This window comes from Peribacillus sp. NPDC055009, assembly GCF_053608705.1.
On record NZ_JBSGVZ010000006.1, the window covers coordinates 118,054 to 140,434 of the forward strand.

Sequence of the window (22,381 nt, forward strand, 5' to 3'; positions counted from 1 at the left end):
GAGATTTAATAAGGAGGAAAAGTGAAATGAAATTACTGGGGATTTCAGGAACGATAATAGGAACGAAGACGAAAGTTGTTATTGAAAAGGTTTTAGAGGAAGTTAAGAATAACCATCCTGATATCGAAGTCGAATTGCTTGATTTGAAAAAGTATGATGTTCAATTTTGTGATGGCCGTAATCCGTCAACATACACTGGAGATACGAAAAAAGTAATTGATATCGTTACCTCAGCAGACTTTTACATTATAGGAACCCCAATATTCCAAGGGTCAATTACAGGAGCTCTTAAAAACTTATTTGATTTGATCCCCCCGAAGGATTTCCGTAATAAAGTAATGGGGCTAGTGGCTACCGGTGGAACCTACCAGCATTATTTAGTCATTGAAAATCAGTTGAAACCTATAGCCAGCTATTTCCGTGCATTTGTTGCACCTGGCTCTGTTTATGCTCATAACGACCATTTCAATTCACAAAACGAACTGGTTGATGAGGAAGTTTTGGAACGTATTTCAATGCTGGGTGAAGAAATCGTTTTTATGCAAAAAGCACTGAAAAGTACTAAACCAGAGCATCAATTAAGCTAAAGGGCGGTAGATTTAGGAGATTTAATAAACTCCAGCTGATAAAAAATCGTTTTGGAATTGAGTACATTTCAATTAGCAGAGCTAAGTAGCAAGGAGGGGACAAATTGCTATTAGATGTAGAAGAGATAATAAACTTAACTGATTTATCCTTTATTAAAGTTTGTAATGAACAGTATGGGATTAATAGAGGAGTTTATAATACCATCGATGCCTGGTTTTATAAGCAAGGAATTAGTAACATTCTAGAAAGGCGCAATAGTATATTGTATTTTCTTGAATTTATTAAGCGAAGTTCCGAGAGTGAAAATAATCACTGTAAATTTGGTCACGGTGGCTTAACGACAAAATTAGAAGAGTATTATTTTCCAAGAATGGAATCGACTGTTTCAAAAATTGCCTCTAATCTTTAGATGAAGCACTTACAAAGAGTGAAGGGTGGCTGAGAACATGACAATCATAGATAAAGTAGAAAAAAAACATTTACTAATTAAAGGGGAATGGGTGAAGGCGAAGGAGTATAGTTTGCTTCGTTCTCCTTATTCAGGAGAAGTCATAGCTGAAATCCCCCTGGCCACAGACGAAGAAACCGACCAAGCTATTGAAGCGGCGCAAAAAGCTGCTAAGGTGATGGCAAAAATGCCAGCCCATCAACGTGCGAAAATCCTGGAAACATTGGCCCATCTTCTTACAGAGCGCGCGGATGAAGCCGCCAAAATCATATCTATTGAATCAGCAAAGCCGGTTACAACCGCTAAGGGCGAGGTGGCGCGAACAATTGAAACCTACAAGTTTGCGGCTGAAGAAGCGAAAAGAATTCATGGAGAAACGCTTTCGCTGGATGCCGCCCAAGGTGGCGAAAACCGACTCGGTTACACTGTACGTGAACCGATTGGAGTGATTGGGGCCATAACACCTTTTAATTTCCCCATGAATCTAGTCGCTCATAAAGTAGGTCCTGCCATCGCCTCAGGTAATACAATTGTATTAAAGCCAGCAAGCCAAACACCTCTATCCTCTCTGTTCCTCGGAGAATTATTACAGGAAGCCGGATTGCCTGCAGGAGCATTAAATGTGGTCACAGGTGGAGGAAGAGTGGTTGGAGACAAGTTGGTCACTGATTCTAGAGTAAGTATGATTACTTTTACCGGCAGCCCAGGAGTCGGGATTGGCATCCGCAACAAAGCCGGATTGAAACGAGTGACGCTGGAGCTGGGATCAAATGCAGCTGTCATTATTGACAGGGGTGTGGATATCGATAAAATCATTTCTCGTTGTGTGACGGGAGCGTTTTCCAATCAGGGACAAGTATGTATTTCTTTGCAAAGAGTTTATGCTCATGAAGAAATCTACGATCGCTTTGTTGAAAAGTTTATAGAAGCTACCAAACTATTAAAATTAGGTGATCCGCTTGATCCAGAAACGGATGTTTCCGCTTTGATTTCCCCAAATGATGTTGAAAGAAGCCTCAATTGGATTGAAGAGGCAAGACAAGGTGGAGCCAAGATTGCAACAGGTGGAATAACGGAAGGCAATATCCTTCATCCGACCGTCATATTGGATGCAGATACTAACACAAAGGTATCTTGTCAAGAAGTGTTCGCCCCAATCGTTTTGATTAACAAGATTCAATCAGTAGAACAAGCAATTGATTTGGTGAATGATTCAATTTATGGCCTGCAGGCAGGGATTTATACGAACGATGTAGGTACAGCACTGGATGCAGCGGAAAATTTACAAGTTGGTGGAGTCATGATCAACGACATTCCGACATTCCGTGTGGATAATATGCCGTACGGTGGAGTGAAGGAAAGTGGAACTGGACGTGAAGGATTAAAATATGCAGTTGAAGAAATGACAGAAATGAAGCTGGTTGTCTGGAACCGAAATTAGGGAGTGGAAAGAATGGCTTATTATGCAGCAATTTTACATATGATTGATGCTGAAAAAAATATAGAAGTTCGTCCACATCATATCGAGTATTTAAACGAACTTGATCGTAGAGGGAAGGTTTTTGCAAGAGGCCCTTTTGCGGATGGCTCAGGCGGCTTGGTTGTTTATATTGCAGACACATTTGAAGAAGCACTCTCTTTAGCGGAAAATGATCCTCACGTTGTACATAAAGTGCGGAGACTCGAATTAAAAGAATGGAACATTTAATAATGAAACGTTATGATTGCGTGTCAATGCGATGAATATATACTGGGATCTGGAGACAGTTCCTTCATTAAAGGGAGGTTGCCGAGGCAACCTTTTTTATGTGCAAAGCAACTCGATAACGAAAAGGTAAAGTTATACCAAAGTGAGGAATGATCTTTGATAACTGCCAGTTGTTATATTGTGAAAGTATTAGTGGAAAAGGATCAAAGAGCGAAATAAAAAAATGCTTCGTGTAGTTAAACAGGCAGGAAAAAATGGGTTTAAAAGTCTTGTCTATACAAGGCTTTTTTTGAATTAAGCTGAATCATGTGATGGCAAGATGGCTTATTCAGTTGAAAAATTATAGAATTGAGTAGCTGCTTAACTGGCTAGCTACGACCCCGGAGTCGCTTGCTTTGATGAGGCTTGGCAGACAGTCGACGGAAAGGGAGCTGATTTCTGAAATCAACTGGAATCTTTTAAAATTTTACCTTTCTGCAGCAGTTCCGGAAAATTAATCTGATTCCCTTGATATATCAAGGTTTTCTTCGGTGTCACTCATAAGTTGCATAGTAATGCGCTTATTACTATCTTTACTTTGCATAATTCATCTCACAATACTAGGAGTAGGAAAGGCGATGAACTCATTATGATTTTTAGCGAACGATTAAAAAAAGAACGGGAAAAAAGAAATTGGTCACAAAATGATCTTGCGGAGAAGATTCATGTGAGTCGCCAATCTGTGTCCAAATGGGAAACGGGAAAAAATTATCCTAGTATTGAAGTACTAATTAATTTAAAGTGATTTATTTCAAATTACGGTAGATGAATTATTAAGGAGTGACGAGGAATTGAAAGAAAAAATAATAAGGGAAAGTAAGCAGTTAGCATTTCCAAAAAGGAAAATGTTTTTTGATATCGTATTATTAATAGGAGCATTTTTGTTAGTGTCTAAATTAATTATTTTTGGACTTAATAAATTTGCCTGCACAGATATTACCATTTTAAAAAGCATGCCAGTTGTATCGAATTTTTTACCATTAGCTTTGATGGTCATTGGCGGTATTGGTTCAGATTATTTGAAGGATAAATATGTAGATTAAAAGAACTATGCTTATAAAACTTTATAGTGAATCATAAAATAGAATCTTCTGTTTTCCCTTTTATTGGGGACATGATAATAAAAGAACAGAACCTTTGAATCAGGTTCTGTTCCTATTTCTTATTTGAACTTTTGCACTTCTTCTTTTCCCTCGAATTTGTTATCTTTCAATATGCCGATTTCTTCAATATGGTTTCGTGCCGTTTCATCCCCTAATTTATAAATGAGGGCATAAAGCCTTTTCATGGCTGCATCGTATTTATCATTTGCCCGGTCATGATGATAGAGTAGGTAGGGCACATGTGAACGGGCATATGCTTCCAGGTCATCTGTCCGGTGTTCCTCCAAGCATTGTTTCAATTCTGCAAGTTCCTCATCAGTTGCGTGTACAGTGAAGCTTGGATTCTCTTCAAGTTTTTGTCCGAGTACGTCGCCGCTGACCAAATCGACATGATAGGTCTGTTTTTCCTGCATCATTCTGTGATCATCCTTTCAAGCGTTTATCTATTCTGTACCACTATTTGTAAAAAAATAATCATCAATGTAAACATTTCCTTAATGAAAAAGATAGGAAATAGAGGTATCGGATTTCTTATCAAATGGTATAAGATGAATTTACAGAATAATATGGAAAATCAAGGGGTGATATAGTGAAGAGGTCAATCATGGTTATCTTTTTGGTGTTGATTGCTTCAGGCTGCGTAACAAGGAATTATGATTCCAATATGGATTTAGGGAAAAGTCAGTTGAATGAGGAAAATTATTTAGAAGCCCACGAGGCATTTGAATTAGCTTATAAAGAAGCAAATACACCGGAAGCAAGGGAGTTAATGGATCTTTCAGGTTTTCTGGCGAATGGAATGAAGAAATACGACGAACAGGATTTTGATTCGGCCAAAAGAGATTTTGAAGAAGCAACCGCATATAAAGCAAAATACCGGGAAGGTAAACTAATGGTTTCTAAGGCGGTGGAAATGCCGGTATCAGACTCCGCCACGATAGAAGCGGTAGAGGGAAATGACGAGGCGGAGCCGGCGGAGGAAGCAACCGTGGACGGAACCAATGGATCCAAAGTAGTAGATGAGGCGGCAACGGATACAATAGGCAAAGAAGAGAGCAAGGCTTCGGTTAGTACATTAAGTAAATCTCAGGCAGAGAAGCTAGTTAAGGATTATGTGGACATGGAAAATTTTCCTGATTTAGATATCGAATATGATCATGATGCCGAAAAGGGAGATTACATTTTTCATGTTTTCGAGGTGGATGAACCTAGTCAGGAAAGTGGCCACAAAACCACTTGGGGCTGGTATGGCGTGAATAAGAAGACTAAAGAAGTTTATGAAGTCTTGTAAGGATAACTGTATGGTCGAATTGAAGGCCCCTGTTGAGGCCTTTTTATTTTGCAGGCGGCAAGATACAGGATTCGATAAAATTTTATAATTTTTGTAAAATGTCGCCCTATTCGTTATTTCTTAAGAATTTTTTAATATTTCCTGTTTATGATTGAGTCAAGTAAAGGATAAAGGACAATCATAGGAGGGATAAAGATGGAAAATTATAATGGTGATGAGCAAGTCAGAGTAAAGGCAGAACGGAAAAAGGGTAAGTCTCTTTGGCTAACTAGCCTTGTTTCCGGAACGGTTGCTGCTATGGTTACATCGTCTGTATTTCTATTTGGCGGAGACTTTATAGGTCAAGGGAATAGTCCAGTGAATGAGTCAACCAAAACGGCAGGTGTACAGCAAACGGAAAGTGTTGAAAAGGATAAAAGTGTCACGGCGGAAAAGTTATCGACAAGTACGGATTCAAATGATAGGGCAGAGATGGTCGAATCAGCATCCAAATCGATAGTCGGGGTCGTGAATTTACAGGAGATGCAAAACCAGTACCCGTACCAGCAGCAAAGCACGGAGAGCGAAACGGTTGAAAGCGGCACCGGCTCAGGGGTCATCTATAAAAAAGCTGATGGGAAAGCCTATATCATCACGAACAATCATGTTATTGAAGGAGCTAAGGAAGTCGAAATTTCATTGTATGATGGACAAAAGGCAACGGCGACGGTTGTCGGGGCTGATGCTTTGACTGATTTAGCGGTGCTGACAATTGATGCCTCGAAAGCACCTGAGGGAATTAAATTCGGTAATTCCGATAGCATGCGTCCAGGAGAAGAAGTATTGGCAATTGGCAACCCACTTGGACTTGATTTTTCACGATCGGTTACACAAGGGATCGTCAGTGCGACCGGACGCTCCATTTCAGTCGATACCTCGGAAGGGGAGTGGGAACTTGATGTGCTTCAAACAGATGCAGCGATCAACCCCGGCAATAGCGGGGGTGCATTGATCAACACCGCTGGGGAAGTGATCGGCATAAACAGTTTGAAGATTTCCGAAAACGGTGTGGAAGGCTTAGGGTTTGCCATACCAAGTAATGATGTGATTCCGATTGTTACGGAGCTGATTGAAAATGGAAAAATCACGCGCCCATATTTAGGAGTCAGCTTGGCCAGTATGGAAGAACTGCCGCAATATTACATTCAAAATGTTCCAGAAGCCGTAAAGTCCGGCGTAATGGTGACGAGTATAGAGGCGGGATCGGCTGCGGCGAATGGAGGGCTTAAGCAACAGGATATCATCGTTGAGATTGATGGAACGAAAATAAATACTGCCGCTGCATTAAGGAAGTACTTATATACAGATAAGAAAATCGGAGATAAAGTAAAGATTAAAGTATATAGAGGCACTGAAGAGAAAACGGTAACGATCACCTTGCAAAAACCATAGAATGAGGTAAGGCCCCTGATTATTCAACAGGGGTCTTTTATTGGAGTTTTTTTAATAGTATACAGTGGGCTAATATCGGAAAAATAGATAGTGTATTTGCACTGTTTTTCAGTTTGCTCATATAGTCTTGAATACCTAAAAGTGAATGGTGGCGCCTTCTATTTGTCAAGGTTTTCATCGTAAATATGTTAAAAAATAGAAAAGATTTGACAAATTTGTGAAATGTCATAAAATAGAAAGAAAGGGGATGAAATTATGGAAGCTAATCAGAAGATGTTAGATGCAGTGAAATGGGTATCGGGCACAGGTTGTGTAATCGGAATTATTATTTTTGCTTTAAGTTTCTTTGTAAGCGATTACAATAAGGATTATATATTCACCGCTGTTGGAATCGCCATCACATTAAGCGCAGCTGCCATTTTTCTAGTTGGTATATTTTTTGTCCTGACAGAGGAAATGGTAATGAATACACGTAAAGGCGAAAGAATTGAACCGGAAACGACTAAAATCATAAAAATGAAAACAAAGGCTAAAGCTCCAACAAACAGAAGTACAGAATTCAGTAACTAAAGCGAGGAATATAGCGCAATATACTGTTTTTCTAAACAAAACTAGTTGTTATTTTTGCCTAACTTGCTGAATTGAGTCAACTTGATCACAATTAATGAATGCGCTTTCATTTTGTGTATTATCAGAATCGAATTATCGATTTGTTACATTTTAATTCAATATACTGCCACTCGTCATTGCCAAACACACGATGTGCTTGTACATCCAAACCAACTGCCTGCACGCCAGGAAGTCTCAATTACATTTTAAACAATATCTACGAGAAAAGGACACTTTTAAGAAGTCCTTTTTTTGTGGTTTTTTTTCTATGTACTTTTAATTGAAAATTCAAAAGGGAAAGGGATACAGGTATCAATATGGGGTTATTGAGCAGTGGTTTTGCTAAAGGCAGATTTGATAGCAAACCTGAATTACTTACTACGCTTTTGCTACACGGCTGTTTAAAAATACTGACAGGGCATAAGGATTGCAAAAAGATCCCAATTTCATTTCAACTCGTTGTTTCCTTATACATATATAATATTGACCTGTGTTGGTTCATAAGGGTATTGAAGCATGGAGACAACATCGTGTCCCATGTGTCTACCATTTAACAACCTCCATGGCCGAGTGAAAAAAATCCGTTTTAAATCATGGTATCTAACGATAAATACCTAATTGACAGGATAGGTAATATAATTCATAATCTTTAAGAGTTTTGAGGCAATATACACGGTGACTATAATGTGAAATTTTTTATTTCATTATATTAGAGTAATATTAAATGGAAAGAGGATTGGTACTATTTGTAATCCTGCACTGTTAAGTGAATTTTCAAAGGCAAGATGTGAAACATTTATTATATTTCATTTGCTGAAGATTTTCGAACATTTCAGTTCATTTACCATCTTCTTACTGCTCTTTAATGAACTTTATGTGACAGATGTCACTTTGTATTGTCTTTTTTTAGACTTGGGATTAATATTGGTATGTCGGGGTTTGTGAACATGGTAACACTTTGTCCGAATAATTACCAATTGGAATTTTATTATGTAAGAAAGGGGTAGTACTATGAAAATAAAATGGGCTCTATTAACTATACTTTTTACTATTGCCACTGTGCTAACCGGTTGCGATAACCCATTAATGGTCTTGGACCCTAAAGGGCCAGTAGCTGCAACACAAGCAGATGTTATTATGATTTCGATATGGACAATGGCCTTTGTCGTCCTTGTCGTTATGGTACTGTATATCTTCATGATAATGAAATATCGTGCTTCCAAACAACGTGATGATTATGAACCGCCTCATATTGAAGGAAGTAAGGTTCTTGAAATAATTTGGGTTGCGATCCCAATTCTAATCGTCGCTTTCCTATCCGTTGTTACTGTTAAAACAACAAATGAAGTTGAGGCAACACCTAAAGGATACGGTGATCAAGAACCTTTAATTATTTACGCTTCATCTTCCAACTGGAAGTGGCATTTTAGTTATCCGGAAGAAGATATCGAAACAGTCAACTATCTGTTTTTACCTACTAACCGACCAATTGAATTTAAACTTTACTCATTCGGTCCAATCTCAAGTTTCTGGATTCCGCAACTTGGAGGACAAAAATACGCGATGTCGGACATGGTTAATACGTTGCACTTAGCAGCTGATGTACCAGGAGAGTATATGGGTCGAAATTCAAACTTCAGTGGTTCAGGTTTTGCTCAGCAAACGTTCAACGTTAATGTACTATCTGCAGAGGAATACGATAAGTGGGTAGATGAAATTAAAGCTACTGCTAAACCGATTACTGAGAAAAAATTCAATGAATTATTAAAACCTGGTCATGTGGGACAATCCACTTACACTGGAACTCACTTAGAGTTTTCTCCAGCTCCTGAAGGGGAAAATGCTGGTCATGACCACGGATCTTCTGATACGGAAGAAAATGATTCCAAGGATTCACACGATGAACATTCAGAACACAGCAACATGAATCATGATCACTAAGAATTAATTTCGTTCGATAAAACAACTAGGTTTACAAGATAAGGAATATTTTCCTGAAAGGAGTCACAAAAGTATGGATTACTTTGATCGATTTGCCGTACCTCATCCAAGTCCTGCGATTTATGCATCCATGGTTGCCATTGGTTTAACCATGATTGCGGTTGTTGCCGGAATTACCTATTTTAAAAAATGGGGTTACTTATGGCGTGAGTGGTTAACAACGGTTGACCATAAACGTATTGGTATCATGTACATCTTGGCAGCACTGCTTATGCTCTTCCGTGGTGGCGTGGATGCTCTTATGATGCGTGCTCAAACGGCTATTCCAGATAACGGTCTTTTGGATGGACAGCATTATAATGAGGTATTTACAACACACGGGGTCGTCATGATCCTGTTCATGGCTATGCCATTTATCATTGGGTTAATGAACATTGTCACACCATTGCAAATTGGAGCGCGTGACGTAGCATTCCCACGTCTGAACGCAGTAAGCTTCTGGTTATTCTTCATGGGGGCAATGCTATTTAACATCTCTTTCGTAGTCGGTGGTTCTCCTGATGCAGGTTGGACATCTTACTTCCCGCTGGCAAGTAACGATTTCAGTGAATCAGTAGGTTCGAACTATTACGCGATTGCAATTCAAATAGCTGGTATCGGTACATTACTGACTGGTATCAACTTTATCGTAACAATCTTGAAAATGAGAGCACCTGGCATGAACTTAATGAAAATGCCAATGTTCACATGGTCTATCTTGATCACAAACTTCATTATCGTTTTCGCTTTCCCTGTATTGACAGTGGCACTTGCGTTGATGACAATGGATCGTCTATTCGGAACTCAATTCTTTACGATGGCCAATGGCGGTAGCGATATGCTTTGGGCGAACTTGTTCTGGGTTTGGGGACATCCTGAAGTTTATATAGTAATTCTTCCGGCTTTCGGTATATACAGTGAAATCATTTCGACATTTGCACGTCGTAACCTGTACGGGTATAATTCGATGGTTATCTCCATGGTAGCTATTTCTACTCTATCTTTCATTGTATGGGCTCACCATTTCTATACAATGGGTCACGGTGCAATGGTTAATGGTATCTTCTCGATTACCACGATGGCAATTGCCGTCCCGACCGGTGTTAAGATTTTCAACTGGTTGTTCACACTTTGGAAAGGTAAAATCGTTTTTACCGTTCCGATGCTTTACTCTTTAGCTTTCATTCCGATTTTCACGCTCGGTGGGGTAACAGGGGTCATGCTTGCAATGGCAAGTGCTGACTACCAATACCATAATACAATGTTCTTAGTAGCTCACTTCCACTACGTTTTAATCCCTGGTACTGTATTTGCCGTACTTGCTGGTTTCACGTACTGGTGGCCAAAAATGTTCGGTTTCATGTTGAGCGAAAAAATTGGGAAATGGTCGTTCTGGTTCATTACAATCGGCTTTAATGTTACATTCTTCCCGATGTTCATCACTGGTTTAGATGGGCAGGCACGTCGTATGTATACGTACTCTGAATCAACAGGGTATGGTCCATTGAATATGCTCTCTTTCGTTGGAGCGATTGGCTTGGCAATAGGTTTTGCACTTATTGTGTACAATATCTATTGGAGCACTCGTTATGCGTCAAGAAATATTTCAAACGATCCATGGGATGCACGTTCTCTAGAGTGGGCTACACATACACCAATCCCTGAATATAACTTTGCAATTGTGCCAACAGTTGATTCTACAGAAGCATTCTGGGATTCAAAGAAAAAAGGCTTTAAGTTATTTGGCGGTAAAGTAGAAAAGATCCATATGCCAAATAACAGTGGTGTGCCGTTTATCATGAGCTGTATCTTCTTCGTTTGGGGCTTTGCGATGGTATTCAGCATGTGGATCATTGCTATCATTGCAACGATCGGTATCTTTGCTTGTATGATTCACCGTTCATTCGAAAAAGATCACGGACGTTATATCTCTGTTGAAGAGATCGAAGAAACTGAAAATAAATTGCGAGGTGCTAAGTAATGAAAATAGATAACTCGCTGCCACTAGAATATAGCACGGAAGAAAATCGCTTAAAGATTTTTGGATTCTGGATTTTCCTAGGAGCAGAAATAGCTCTTTTCGCTACACTGTTCGCCACTTATTTTGTATTGGTCAATGGAACTGGAAATGGTCCAACAGGGGAACATCTTTTTAAAGTCCCAACCCTGATGTTCCAAACAATCTTTCTTTTAACCAGTAGTTTTACCATAGGTCTTGGAATCAATGCAATGAGACTTGGCAGACAGAAAGCAACGATTGGTTTCTTCATTATCACCCTTATTCTTGGTTTAGGCTTCTTGGGAGTCGAAATTTATGAATTCGTGGAGTATGTACATGAAGGAGCAACCATTCAAACAAGTGCTTTCTTATCTAGTTTGTTTACATTACTAGGTACGCATGGAGCTCACGTTACACTTGGTTTATTCTGGGGAACCTTCATCGTCATGCAAATCAAAAAGCGCGGTATGACTCCAGAAACAACAAACAAGGCTTTCATCTTTTCACTTTACTGGCATTTCTTGGACGTTGTCTGGATCTTCATCTTCAGTTTCGTCTACCTGAAAGGAATGATGTAATATGAAAGAATTATTCCCACGGGGCCAAGTTATGGGATTTGCGTTTTCTCTAGTCCTGACTTTGGTCGCACTATCAGTTATTATGTTTGATCTCTCACTAAAAATGGGTGTGATCATCCTACTTGTTACAGCTTTCATGCAAGCTGCACTGCAATTAGTTATGTTCATGCACGCAGGTGAGTCTGAAGATAAAGCATCGATTTACACAAACGTTTATTACGGATTGTTCGTTGCATTGGTTACAATTTTCGGTACAATGCTAACAATGATTTGGGGATATCAATAATCGATTCCGGAAAAGCTGGGCGTCTTGATGACGCCCAGTTTTTTTGTACTTTAATAAATATAATTTCTTATACCGATCTATCCATCTCATTCATGGAAATTTGTTAAGAAGGATGTGGATGAAACGATTATGTTTAGTATAACCATTTCGGAAAATTATATTTATAAAGGGTAAATTGTGTTTAAGTACAATGTTTTACCAAAGTAAAACGTTAATAGAACGGACACATCTTCTAAGAGAAATTGCCAGCCCTATTGATATAATAAGTTATAAAGAATTAATTATAAATGTAGCGGAGATGATGAATTGACATTGCCGGTTTTGATTTTGACAATTATATTAAGCTTGTTAAAAATATTGGTTTCCTGTCTTCCAACCGATGCTGTTAATTGGATTATCAGCAAATTTAAAATACACTCAGAAATTAGTGGCGGGAATGCGATCGTATCCTTTGACGGAAAACGTTTGGAAGGTGAAGAAAAAGTGCAAGTTATTAATTACTTTAATAATGCCAGATTTTTGAAGAAAAATCATATATTCCCGGGTAACGAGCAATTGTTTTTACATCCAGAGGACAGTGGGGCTCCATTAGTCATTGATACTAAAAAAGGCAAAATTGATGTTAAGTTATTTGTGTTTATTTACAATGACCGAGTGGATGTAGTTAAACAGTACAAGAAGAAAGTCATTTCTTATAGCCTGTTTTCCGATAACCTCCAAGAACGTTCCATGCCATTGATAAGAAATTTAGTTTAATAACAGTAATTCGGTCTCAGTTTGTAAACAAAAGGGTTCTGTATTAAATTAAAAACAAGGTTGATTGGAATGGTGTGTGCGAGACCTTTGCGGGGAAAGCGTGTCCAGGGGAGACCTCGCAGGCGCAAAGTGAGTGCCAGGAGAGGAAATAAACGATTGAATTTAAAACCCTCAACAAAAACTGCAGGAAAATCAATTATTAGCTTGTTAGTGGACAAAAGGGGTTCTATCTAAATTTTAAAACAAAGTTGATTGGAACGGAGGCTCCCGGACCGCCTGCGGATAGCGAGTGCCTGGAATGGAAATCAACGGTTAAATTGTCTACAGTTGAGACGGTCCTTTAAAAGACCGTCTTTTTTAAAAGACTTTTATTATATAATCCCATTTCAATTGGATATTTTTTTCATTATAAAAAATTCTAGTACACAAACTGACATCTTAATTTTAGTGTCTTTTGAATAAAAATAATTAAAAGTGTTTTTTACCAGGAGGGAATTGCTGCAAGAGGATCTTTAATAGTTCATATGAAACGTATTTTGGAAATTATTAAAATGGTAATAAAAAAGCAGGTATCTATTGCGATGCCTGCCTTCTTACGCTTTCCATTGCTTTTCAACTTGATGAAGGGCTTGTTGTAAAATTACTTCATGATCTGTACCCGGTTTAGTAAGGACGTTAGTTTGATAAGATTTTCCTTGGAAATCAACTGTTACTGTAACTTTTACCATAATGCATCTTTCCTTTCTTGATTCAGAATAAAATGAGGTGGTTGTACCTATTTCTTTAATACCCGTGGCAGAGGATTTTTCAAACATTTCAAAAGCTGTTAAATCTAAAGAATTAATATTCAAAATTATCTGATATTTTTACGGATGTGTCAACATTTTTTTTTTGACCTACCCCATTTCCCATTAAATAGAAAACGACCTGGCTTGTACACATGACAGCCAGGTTGTTTTTGTAAACGTACTATATTCATATTTTAGTTAAAATAATACCGATTAATGCTGCAAGAACACCGGCAATTTGATAGGTTTTTAGTTTTTCCTTGAATAAATAACATCCAGCGAATACGACAACTAAACAGTTCAGGCTGACGACAGGGAAAATGATGCTTGCGATCCCGGTGTTCAATGCAAAGAAATAACATCCATAGCCTATCATGCTTAAAAAACCTACTAAGGAACCGATTTTGACTTCCTTTAGCTTGATTTTTTCTTTTTTTAAGGCCAGAGCCGAAAGAAGATAAAGCATTCCGCCTCCATACATTGATACAAGGATATCAAGGGAGTTTAAATGAAGACGTGTTGATGTCGTCATTAGAATTCCGAGCACTCCGAATGATAAGATGGAGAATACTGTGTGCATGATCCAAGGGACATATTGATGGTTACCTTTGGCGTTAGGTGTATACTGGATAACTAATGTAGCGAGAAACATGCAGACTATTCCACTCCACTGCAAGGAGGAAATATGTTCGTGAAAAATTAAAGCTGCACAGAGTATGGGGAATATGGCATTCGCTGCGATTAATGGTGATGTCAAGCTTGCCGGCCCTTTTTCAAAGGCGCTTGCCATCTGGATGTTACCATTAGCGTTCAGTACACCAATTGCTGCTCCAAGCATGATGGACAGCCAGTTCAGCTGCAAACCATCCATAAACATTCCATAAATAATGGACAAAATAAAAGCTGAAAAATAAAAGAAAAATTGGATATGTATCTTGGAATAGCCTTTTCCGCTGCTCCATTTGAAAATGCTGTTATTGATTCCGAAACATAAGCTGGTGATGAGTGCTGCAAAAATCCACATGTGTATATTCTCTTCTTTCTTATAGGTTGAACTGCTTTTTCCATTTTAAACTGAATATATAAATGAATCAAACCCAATTTAAGAGAGTTGCATTGACATATTGACTATTTTTTTTTATATTTACTAAGACAATTTTAAAATATTTCCCGATAATCGGGAGAGGTTCATAGCATCACCCTCTTAAAAAAACTATGGCTTTGATATTTTTCGCGAATCAACCATATCTTTGAGGAGATATGGTTTTTGTTATATAGAGGCCCATTTTATGAATCTCCCTGAAACGTGGGATTAGGAGGACTTTTCATGTCTGGAAGAAAAGAAGAAGAATTAAAAAAAGATATCACACTGCTTGGTAATCAAGGAACAAAATATACATTTGACTATGCGCCTGAAATCCTTGAGTCATTCGATAACAAGCATCCGAACCGGGATTATTTCGTCAAATTCAATTGCCCGGAATTCACTAGTTTATGTCCGATAACGGGCCAGCCGGACTTTGCTACCATTTACATCAGCTATATTCCCAGTGTGAAAATGGTGGAAAGCAAGTCTTTGAAACTTTATTTATTCAGCTTCCGCAATCACGGTGATTTCCATGAAGACTGCATGAACATCATCATGAATGATTTAATCGAATTGATGGATCCTAAATATATTGAAGTTTGGGGCAAGTTTACACCTAGGGGCGGAATTTCCATCGACCCTTACACGAATTATGGGAAACCAGGCACGAAGTATGAGGAAATGGCGAATTACCGCTTGATGAACCATGACTTATACCCGGAAACTGTGGATAATCGCTAAAGAATAGGAGAGACAATGGGCATATGCCCGTTGTCTTTTTATTTGTTTTTAGCCATTCTTGATCCTTCGTTTTGATGGTTTGTCCTTTTTAAAAATACAAATGTCCTCCTATAATGGAATTTATACTTGATTGTTTCGAGAAAAAGCGTAATAATAGGGAGAGTTGATTTTGACAGAATATTTACGAAAATAGGGGATGTCGAGATGAAAGTTGCGAAGTTTGGTGGAAGTTCACTTGCGTCAGGTGAACAGTTGAGGAAGGTATTCGAAATTGTTGTTTCTGATCCAGAGAGAAAGATTGTAGTCGTTTCGGCTCCAGGGAAACGCAATTCCGATGATATAAAGGTGACGGATTTATTGATTGAAGCTGCGGAACAGCAGCTGCGCGGGGATAACGGAGAGCATTTGATAGAAGATGTCGTATCCCGCTATGCGAGCATTGCTGAAGAGTTGGATATATCCGAGAGTGTCATCACTGGGATTCATGAAAATTTAATGGTACTGCTGCATGCAGACCAAACTAACCCGAAGCGCTATCTGGATGCCTTGAAGGCCAGCGGCGAGGATAATAATGCGAAGCTGGTCGCAGGTTATTTCCAAAGCCGTGGTGTAGAGGCGCAGTATATAAATCCAAAGAAGGCCGGCTTGATCGTAACGGATGAAGGTGGATTTACCAAGGTGCTGCCAGAGTCTTATGATCGGTTATATGCTCTGCGTGATGAGCCTGGAATCGTAGTATTCCCAGGGTTCTTCGGTTATACGTTGGATGGCGATGTGTTAACCTTCTCAAGAAGCGGTTCCGATATTACTGGTTCGATTCTTGCGAATGGGGTCAAAGCTGATTTGTATGAGAACTTTACGGACGTGGATGCCGTTTATGCGGTGAATCCAAATGTGGTTTCCAATCCGAAGGGAATCCGGGAATTAACCTATCGTGAGATGCGTGAGCTTTCTTATGCAGGCTTCTCGGTATTTCATGATGAGGCACTGATCCCTGCATTCCGTGCGGGAATACCTGTCCATATCCAGAATACGAACAATCCGGCGGCACAAGGGACCCGCATTGTGAATACACGGGATAATACGAACGGGCCCGTTATTGGGATTGCGAGTGATAAAGGATTTTGCAGCATTTACATTAGCAAATATTTGATGAACCGGGAAGTTGGCTTTGGCCGGAAACTGCTGCACATCCTTGAAGATTATGGAGTTTCATATGAGCATATTCCATCAGGTATCGATGATGTGACGCTTATTCTAAGGCAGGACCAGATGAAAGGTGAAGCCGAGAGAAAAATCATTTCCCGAATCAAGAAAGAGCTGCATGCCGATGAAGTGAATGTGGAGCATGATCTTGCCTTGATCATGGTTGTAGGGGAAGGAATGCGCCATAATGTCGGTACAACGGCAAGAGCGTCAAAAGCCTTGGCCGAAGCTAAGGTGAATATTGAGATGATCAACCAGGGCTCTTCGGAGGTAAGCATGATGTTCGGTGTGAAAGGGCACAACGAAGAGACGGCGATTCAGGCATTGTATCACGAGTTCTTTTGAGTATGGGCGTTCAGGGACCTCCTTTTAGAAGGGGGTTTTTTGATTGAGCTTTTAGTCACTATACATACGCTGGGTTTTTCATTCGGTTCTTTATGATAGTGGCAATGACCGTGTGGGGATAACCATTACAAGCTAACAGACGCGCTGTAGGGTTCAGGGCGTCTGTATTAATTTAATACCCATTTGTCAAGTGGTTAAAGCAATTAGAGGAGAACGGAGTTGACGCTCCAACCTCTGAATACATCTCTTTCACCAAATTATAAATGAAAGAGATGTCAAAGGCACATCAAGTTTACGAGCCAAATGATTCACTGGCACCAATTGATTTAAAGTAATTAATTAGAGTTGATCTTGCTGAATAGAATCATGTTTAGAAAGCATCCATATCACCCAAGTTAAATACTTCTATATAATACAAAAAAGAGCGTAGGGATAAGTTCTATCTATATGTTAAAACAAAGTTGATTGGAGTGTAAGGGGCGAGACTCCTGGGGGAAAAGCGCGTCTAGGGGAGACATCGCAGGCGTAAGCCGAGGAGGCTCCCGGACCGCCCGCGGAAAGCGAGTACCTGGAGCGGAAATCAACGTTCAAATTGTAAAAGCCATAAAAAAACTGTAGAAAACTCGATTTTCATCAAGTTTGTCTACAGTCTGAGTCTCCAAATAGAAGATTGGATGCTTTCCTTTTATGTTAGTCCATAATGGTCAGGAGTTGATCGATCGCGGTCCTTGGACGAGGGGCAGGAATCATATCGGGATAGCCAACGTGAAGGCTGCCGACGATCTTCTCGCCTGGTTTCACGCCCAATGCTTCACGAAACTCCATGCTGTGTATCATGCCGTATGTTTCCCATATCATCCCGATTCCCTGTTCCCAGGCAAGCAGGCTGAAATTCTGGATCAAGGCACTTGTAGCCGCATAATCTTCTTCACGTGTCATGGGATTCGGGTTCTCTTCCATGATCACTGCGACAAACATCGGTACATCTATAAGTTTATTATATCCTCGCTGTCCGGCTGCTTTTTTCTTTTCAGGGTCCTTCTCTTTGCCTTCCATGAATGCACGGGTTGCTTCTGCGAGTTTTAAACGGCTATCACCATGCACCACGACGAAGCGCCATGGCTGGGTCATTTTATGGTTCGGTGCCCATGTCGAAGTTTCCAATAATGATTGAATGGTATCAATAGGAACAGGAATGTCCTTAAATCGTTTGATGCTGCGCCGTTCTTTAATGATATCTTCTAGTTTCATGATCATCCTGCTCCTTTAATCATATATGTAAGTTTAATAGTTGAAAAAAAATAATCCCCGGCTGCCTAATATGCTTCCAACGTGAATAAATTACTTGAATAAAGAGGGGGCAATATTCTAGTGACTTGCATTCGCTAATGAGCATATAATTTTACTAGGCACAGAGAAGCCGGGGCGACATTGTATCTATGTACAATATCAAAAGGGTACGATAAGAGAATATCGTAATTGCTTATCAAATTTCAGAGATCGATAATGAAATTGAAAATCATTATCAATTAGAATTTTCGCTTATTTCCTGTTATTTGTCAAGGGTATTTATAAAAAAAAATTCAAGATATTTACCAATGCTTTAAAACGGTTAAAATCTTTTAAAAAATCTGTATAAAAATGTATAATGAGAGGATGAAAAGATGCTATTTACATACGGAGAATCGAAGGTGTCATAGATGAAAAAATTGTCCTCATTTCTTAAGCCATACTGGCTTTTGATCATTCTTGCTTTATCCTTAATGATTGTCGAGCTCGGGGTAGAGCTGTTACAACCTCTATTTATAGCAAAAATCATTGATGATGGCATTTTGCAGAAAGATTTATCGGTGGTGATTAAATGGGGAAGTGTCATGGTTGGACTTTCCGTTTTTTCATTTCTTGGCGGGATCGTTAATTCATTTACGGCATCACATGTAAGTCAAAGCTTTGGACATGATGTCAGGAAAAGCCTTTTTGGTAAAATACAGGCGTTTTCTTTTGCAAATTTGAATAATATCCCGACTTCCTCGTTGATAACAAGGATGACGAATGATGTGACACAACTTCAAAATACGGTTTTTATGGGCTTGCGTATCATGGCGAGGGCGCCACTGATCGTAATCGGCGGAGCGATAATGGCTATTGCGGTCGATTTGAAACTATCACTTGTTTTGGTCATTTCAATTCCGATTCTTGTTTTCTTCCTGAGATGGGTTATGAAACGAGCAGCCAAGCTGTTTAAGCTCGTACAGAAAAAACTCGATAATGTTAATGGCGTAATGAGGGAAAACCTGATAGGCATGCGCTTGATCAAGGCTTTTCTTCGTAAGGAGCATGAAATCGGCCGATTTGACGATGCGAATGAAGAGTTGAAAAGAAAGACCGTGACTTCGCTTCGTCTAATAGAAACGACGATGCCTGTACTGATGTTGGTCATGAATGTGGCGATTCTGATCATTCTCTGGCTTGGAAGCGAATTTATAACAACGGGAGATATACAGGTAGGGGAAGTTGTGGCGATTGTCAACTATGCCACAAGAATTGCGGCATCCCTTTCCGTTTTTTCATGGCTGATCATGGTCATTTCCCGTGCGAAGGCTTCAGCGGAGCGTGTGACGGAAATATTTGAAACCCCGATAGATATTGATGAAGGTAAGGCGGAAAGCAAGAGTGGGGCCGTAAATGGGGGAGGCATCAAGTTTTTGGATGTATCTTTTCGTTATCCTGGAACCGATACGCCGATATTGAAAAACCTGACCTTCTCCATCGATCCGGGAGAAACGCTTGCCATCTTAGGAGCGACAGGATCAGGGAAAACATCTCTGTTTCAGCTGATTCCGAGATTATACGAAGTTGAAAGCGGCTCCATTCAAATTGATGACCAAGATCTGAAAGATATCCCACTGAATTCTCTGCGGAAAAGGATCGGCTATGTACCGCAAGAGGCGCTGCTTTTTTCAGGAACCATAAAAAATAATGTCGCTTGGGGAAAAGAAGGTGCCTCGATGGAGGAAATCATGGCTGCGGCCAAGCATGCTCAGGTGCATGAGACCGTAATGAAACTTCCGAAGCGATATGAAACCCAGTTAGGGCAAAAAGGAGTGAATCTGTCCGGAGGGCAAAAACAGCGCTTATCGATCGCAAGAGCATTGGTGCGCAGACCGAAGATTCTCCTTCTGGATGATAGTACGAGTGCGCTGGATTTGAAAACGGAAAGTAAATTGCTTGCCGCTTTAAAGGAATATACATGCACAACGCTCATCATTACACAAAAAATCAGTACAGCCATGGAGGCGGACAAAATCTTGTTGCTGGAAAGCGGTCAAGTCCTTGCACTGGGGAAACATGAGGATTTGCTTCAAACAAGCGATCTTTATCGAAAAATCGTTCACTCACAGTTTGGGGAGGAGGGGATTTCGCTTGAGTCAAAGAATATCTCCCGATAAGGCAAAGTCCAAACCGGTCAACTCCTGGAATACGATAAAAAGGATCATTCCCTACTTAGCAACGAATAAAAGCCTGTTATTTTGTGTCCTTTTCATGGTGCTGATAAGCTCGGTTTTGGGATTGCTTGGCCCCTTTCTTGTTGGGATGTCCATTGATGATTATATTGTCACGAAAGATAGCGGGGGGCTGATCACCCTTCTTTTCGGACTTCTTGGAGTCTATATATTCTATTCCCTATCCATGTGGCTTCAGAATTATTGGATGATTGGAATCGCGCAGGATACGGTTTATGAAATGCGCAATCAATTATTTAAAAAGCTTCACCAGCTGTCCATCCCCTTTTTTGACCGGCGCCAGCATGGGGAATTGATGAGTAGGGTCACGAATGATATAGAAAATGTCAGTTCCACTTTGAATAGTTCCGTCATCCAGATTTTTTCAAGTGTGCTGACACTGGTCGGGACGATCGGAGTCATGCTGTATTTGAGCCCTTTATTAACTGTTTTAACCTTATTCATCGTTCCGCTTATGTTCTTCGGTCTGAGGTGGATAACGAACCGGACAGGAAAGCTGTTTAAACAACAGCAGAAGAACCTTGGGGAACTGAATGGGTTTATAGAAGAAACGATTTCCGGACAACGGATCGTAAAGGCTTTTTCACAAGAAGATAAAGTGATCCGGGATTTTATCATCCGGAGTGAAAACTTGAAGAAAGCCGGCTTCCTATCACAATCATACTCCGGGCTGATTCCAAAACTGATGAATTTACTGAACAACTTAAGTTTCACGGTAATAGCTGCTGTCGGCGGGTTTTTGGCGCTGAGTGGCATAGGAACGGTTTCCATCGGGGTAATTGTCATCTTCACCGAGTATTCAAGGCAATTCACCCGTCCGCTCAATGACCTGGCTAACCAATTCAATACACTCCTTTCGGCTGTTGCCGGTGCGGAGCGGGTTTTCGCCATACTTGATGAAGAAGAAGAGGAAGTGGATGAGAAGCAGGCCTCTGAACTTCGCGATGTCTGCGGTGAGGTGGTCTTTGAGGGTGTTTCCTTTTCGTATAATGATGAGGAGCAAACGATATATGATGTTAATTTCCAGGCGGAAAAAGGGGAGACCATCGCGCTTGTAGGTCCCACTGGGGCCGGTAAGACTACGATCATTAATCTTCTTGCCCGTTTTTACGAGCCGAGCAGCGGCCGGATAATGATTGATGGGCAGGATATCCAACAGGTGACGAGGTCTAGTCTCCGTAAGCATATGGGCTTCGTTTTACAGGATTCCTTCTTGTTTCAAGGTACGATTCGTGAAAATATCCGCTACGGCCGACTGGAGGCGGAAGATGAAGAAGTGGTGAATGCAGCCATGCTTGCCAATGCCCATTCCTTTATCATGAAACTGCCAGATCGATATGATACCATCTTGAATCAAGAGGGCAGTGGAATAAGTCAGGGGCAGCGCCAGTTATTATCGATTGCCAGGGCTATTTTAGCCGATCCCATTCTATTGATTTTGGACGAAGCGACAAGTAGCATAGATACGATTACCGAACTTAAAATCCAGGAAGCATTACACCGCTTGATGGAGGGAAGGACAAGTTTTGTCATTGCCCACAGATTGAATACAATTCAGCAAAGTGATCAAATCCTTGTACTTGATGAAGGAAGGGTCATTGAAAAGGGATCCCATGATGAATTGTTGCGGCAGAGGGGTTTTTATTACGACCTATTTCGCAGTTCTTTAAGGGGAAATCAGATTGGATGAAGAAAGAATGTGTGCCGTCAGGCGCACATTTTTTTGTTGTTGGTCCAATAAAAAGGACAACTTCCGTTTCATTTAATGATGCACCTTCTAAAAATGGGGTTATTTACCCAATGCGGTTCTTATAAAGAGTGTGAATTCATAAATCTATATTGGTGGGAAAAGAGGTAATTATCGACAAAATAAT

20 protein-coding genes and 1 pseudogene are annotated in these 22,381 nt (G+C 40.0%); 17 read left to right on the forward strand and 4 right to left on the reverse strand.

Features of this window, described 5'->3' with window-relative positions; translation table 11 throughout:
- Positions 1–26: 26 nt before the first annotated feature.
- The 5 genes and pseudogenes from ACWF5P_RS11810 to ACWF5P_RS11830 all read left to right on the forward strand — a co-directional run bounded on the left by ACWF5P_RS11810 (position 27) and on the right by ACWF5P_RS11830 (position 3,826).
- Positions 27–587 carry an NADPH-dependent FMN reductase gene (locus tag ACWF5P_RS11810; protein WP_101224940.1) on the forward strand — a complete coding sequence of 187 codons (561 nt, stop codon included), beginning with the start codon at positions 27–29 and terminating at the stop codon, positions 585–587.
- A gap of 104 nt (positions 588–691) precedes the next feature.
- A complete protein-coding gene (locus ACWF5P_RS11815; RefSeq protein WP_101224939.1) occupies positions 692–997 on the forward strand; it encodes a hypothetical protein in 306 nt (101 codons plus the stop codon).
- Between the two features lie 37 nt (positions 998–1,034).
- Positions 1,035–2,477 carry an aldehyde dehydrogenase family protein gene (locus ACWF5P_RS11820; RefSeq protein ID WP_434168398.1) on the forward strand — a complete coding sequence of 481 codons (1,443 nt, stop codon included), beginning with the start codon at positions 1,035–1,037 and terminating at the stop codon, positions 2,475–2,477.
- Between the two features lie 12 nt (positions 2,478–2,489).
- Positions 2,490–2,744 carry a YciI family protein gene (locus ACWF5P_RS11825; protein ID WP_101224938.1) on the forward strand — a complete coding sequence of 85 codons (255 nt, stop codon included), beginning with the start codon at positions 2,490–2,492 and terminating at the stop codon, positions 2,742–2,744.
- Between the two features lie 628 nt (positions 2,745–3,372).
- Positions 3,373–3,826, forward strand: a pseudogene (locus ACWF5P_RS11830) (helix-turn-helix domain-containing protein).
- 119 nt (positions 3,827–3,945) lie between these two features.
- Here ACWF5P_RS11830 and ACWF5P_RS11835 read toward each other — a convergent pair.
- The gene (locus ACWF5P_RS11835) at positions 3,946–4,302 is read right to left on the reverse strand and encodes a hydrolase (protein WP_402944526.1); all 357 of its coding nucleotides are present in this window, start codon (positions 4,300–4,302) and stop codon (positions 3,946–3,948) included.
- Between the two features lie 188 nt (positions 4,303–4,490).
- Between ACWF5P_RS11835 and ACWF5P_RS11840 the strand changes: the two genes are divergently transcribed.
- From ACWF5P_RS11840 to ACWF5P_RS11875, 8 genes are all read left to right on the forward strand, one after another.
- Entirely contained in the window at positions 4,491–5,177 is a 687-nt protein-coding gene (locus ACWF5P_RS11840) for a hypothetical protein (protein WP_452444901.1), read from the forward strand.
- A 195-nt stretch (positions 5,178–5,372) separates the two neighbouring features.
- Positions 5,373–6,608, forward strand: coding sequence for a S1C family serine protease (locus ACWF5P_RS11845; protein ID WP_260356403.1), 1,236 nt, complete (start codon positions 5,373–5,375; stop codon positions 6,606–6,608).
- Between the two features lie 255 nt (positions 6,609–6,863).
- Positions 6,864–7,178, forward strand: a complete 315-nt coding sequence (locus ACWF5P_RS11850; protein ID WP_101224934.1) for a hypothetical protein — start codon at positions 6,864–6,866, stop codon at positions 7,176–7,178.
- A gap of 1,050 nt (positions 7,179–8,228) precedes the next feature.
- Complete coding sequence (gene qoxA, locus ACWF5P_RS11855) at positions 8,229–9,158, forward strand: cytochrome aa3 quinol oxidase subunit II (RefSeq protein WP_101224933.1); 930 nt, start codon at positions 8,229–8,231, stop codon at positions 9,156–9,158.
- Between the two features lie 73 nt (positions 9,159–9,231).
- Complete coding sequence (gene qoxB, locus ACWF5P_RS11860; protein ID WP_101224932.1) at positions 9,232–11,178, forward strand: cytochrome aa3 quinol oxidase subunit I; 1,947 nt, start codon at positions 9,232–9,234, stop codon at positions 11,176–11,178.
- Positions 11,178–11,774: a cytochrome aa3 quinol oxidase subunit III gene (gene qoxC, locus ACWF5P_RS11865; protein ID WP_101224931.1), complete on the forward strand. Its 597-nt coding sequence runs from the start codon at positions 11,178–11,180 to the stop codon at positions 11,772–11,774. The genes qoxB and qoxC overlap by 1 nt, the downstream gene beginning before the upstream one ends.
- Position 11,775: 1 nt before the next feature.
- Positions 11,776–12,060 (forward strand): cytochrome aa3 quinol oxidase subunit IV, encoded by a 285-nt coding sequence (gene qoxD / locus ACWF5P_RS11870; RefSeq protein WP_034305888.1) that lies wholly within the window; start codon positions 11,776–11,778, stop codon positions 12,058–12,060.
- Between the two features lie 306 nt (positions 12,061–12,366).
- Positions 12,367–12,816, forward strand: coding sequence for a YfmQ family protein (locus ACWF5P_RS11875; protein WP_434168401.1), 450 nt, complete (start codon positions 12,367–12,369; stop codon positions 12,814–12,816).
- 593 nt (positions 12,817–13,409) lie between these two features.
- On the opposite strand, the gene ACWF5P_RS11880 is transcribed toward ACWF5P_RS11875, so the two are convergent.
- Together ACWF5P_RS11880 and ACWF5P_RS11885 are read right to left on the reverse strand one after the other, a co-directional pair.
- On the reverse strand, positions 13,410–13,667 hold the full coding sequence (locus ACWF5P_RS11880; protein WP_434168402.1) for a BA3454 family stress response protein: 258 nt from the start codon (positions 13,665–13,667) through the stop codon (positions 13,410–13,412).
- Between the two features lie 124 nt (positions 13,668–13,791).
- Positions 13,792–14,628, reverse strand: coding sequence for a DMT family transporter (locus ACWF5P_RS11885; protein WP_101224928.1), 837 nt, complete (start codon positions 14,626–14,628; stop codon positions 13,792–13,794).
- 303 nt (positions 14,629–14,931) lie between these two features.
- On the opposite strand from ACWF5P_RS11885, the gene queF reads away from it, so the two are divergent.
- Complete coding sequence (queF, locus tag ACWF5P_RS11890; RefSeq protein ID WP_034305880.1) at positions 14,932–15,432, forward strand: preQ(1) synthase; 501 nt, start codon at positions 14,932–14,934, stop codon at positions 15,430–15,432.
- Between the two features lie 204 nt (positions 15,433–15,636).
- Entirely contained in the window at positions 15,637–16,983 is a 1,347-nt protein-coding gene (locus tag ACWF5P_RS11895) for an aspartate kinase (protein ID WP_434168403.1), read from the forward strand.
- A gap of 690 nt (positions 16,984–17,673) precedes the next feature.
- On the opposite strand, the gene ACWF5P_RS11900 is transcribed toward ACWF5P_RS11895, so the two are convergent.
- Positions 17,674–18,234, reverse strand: a complete 561-nt coding sequence (locus ACWF5P_RS11900; RefSeq protein ID WP_434168404.1) for a nitroreductase family protein — start codon at positions 18,232–18,234, stop codon at positions 17,674–17,676.
- Between the two features lie 449 nt (positions 18,235–18,683).
- On the opposite strand from ACWF5P_RS11900, the gene ACWF5P_RS11905 reads away from it, so the two are divergent.
- Positions 18,684–20,432, forward strand: coding sequence for an ABC transporter transmembrane domain-containing protein (locus ACWF5P_RS11905; RefSeq protein WP_434168405.1), 1,749 nt, complete (start codon positions 18,684–18,686; stop codon positions 20,430–20,432).
- Complete coding sequence (locus ACWF5P_RS11910) at positions 20,332–22,197, forward strand: ABC transporter transmembrane domain-containing protein (RefSeq protein WP_434168406.1); 1,866 nt, start codon at positions 20,332–20,334, stop codon at positions 22,195–22,197. The genes ACWF5P_RS11905 and ACWF5P_RS11910 overlap by 101 nt, the downstream gene beginning before the upstream one ends.
- Positions 22,198–22,381 lie beyond the last annotated feature (184 nt).